2 protein-coding genes and 1 pseudogene are annotated in these 1,015 nt (G+C 42.2%); all 3 read right to left on the reverse strand.

Features of this window, described 5'->3' with window-relative positions:
- A partial coding sequence (locus QVO88_RS09515; RefSeq protein WP_288177968.1) for a DNA adenine methylase occupies positions 1–388 on the reverse strand: 388 nt, incomplete at its 3' end.
- A gap of 125 nt (positions 389–513) precedes the next feature.
- Positions 514–711, reverse strand: coding sequence for a hypothetical protein (locus tag QVO88_RS09520; RefSeq protein ID WP_022288247.1), 198 nt, complete (start codon positions 709–711; stop codon positions 514–516).
- A 97-nt stretch (positions 712–808) separates the two neighbouring features.
- A pseudogene (locus QVO88_RS09525) lies at positions 809–1,015 on the reverse strand (hypothetical protein); the annotation flags it as partial.

The following is a 1,015-nucleotide window of genomic DNA, read 5'->3' on the forward strand; positions in this document are numbered from 1 at the left end:
ACATCGAATGCGGCTGACTTCCAAAGCTGTCAAGACCGCTTGCATAGCTGTAACGTATAAGCTGATAAAACTTAGCCGCTCTGTCAACGTCATAAAGCCTTGGCAGTATTCCACGCTTATGCAGGCTTGAAGTCAGGTCAAAATCCTCTCTTGAATCGAGCACATATCTCAGCTTGTATTTGAGTCTGTTCGGTTTATCTCTGACGCATCTGTACAGGTTCGTAAGGTTTGAATTGAAGTCATTATACACCTCAAAATCTGCACCTGGCGGCTTGTGAAACAACACCCAGCCTGCACCGCCGAACACCTCTATATACCTTTCATAGTAAGGCGGAAATCTTGCAAGAACCTCGTCACGAAGATTTTTCTTTCCCCCTACCCATGACATAAAACTGTTCATGTTTTTCCTTTCTGCCGTTAGAACCAACAGCAGAAAAGTCGCTTTGCAAGCACCAGATTTTTGATCTGCTGTTGGCAAAACGACCTTAATAAATATTAGATTTTACGCTGTTTTCAGCCCTTGATTATCGGGTCAACATAGCTGAATATTATGCGTTTCTGTTCAAGGTAGCCGTCGGCTTTGTTTACCTCATTACACAGCTCCTTGTATTGCTTTTCCGAAAGCACAGGCTTTGTTGCTCTCAGCATTGCAGGAATATTACCCATACAGAACTTGAAGTCTACTTTGGCTTTAACTCTGTTTGTGTGCATCTTTGACCTCCTTATCAAGACGTGCGATCTCTTTTTCAGCAGACTTAAAAGCCACGGCAAGAGAACCTATCATCATTCCAATGAACAAATACGTCATTTACATCATCTCCATTTCCATATCCTCATCTTCTGTCTGTTCATCATCGATAGAAGTGATCTCAACATACTCGCCGATAACATTCAAGGCCTCATAGTAACTGCCCGAAGATGTTATTCTGCTGCACATTTCCTTTGCCTCATCATACATTCCGTTCCTTTTCAGCGTTTTTGAGGCTATGCCAATAAGATTAAATATATTTCCGTC

Origin of the sequence: Ruminococcus sp. CAG:57 (assembly GCF_000435935.1) — a bacterium.
Taxonomy (GTDB): domain Bacteria; phylum Bacillota; class Clostridia; order Oscillospirales; family Ruminococcaceae; genus Hominimerdicola; species Hominimerdicola aceti.

What these genes read in the sequence shown, in the direction of transcription:
- QVO88_RS09520 (WP_022288247.1), bottom strand. Translation starts at nt 711, where the DNA reads ATGCACACAAACAGAGTTAAAGCCAAAGTAGACTTCAAGTTCTGTATG.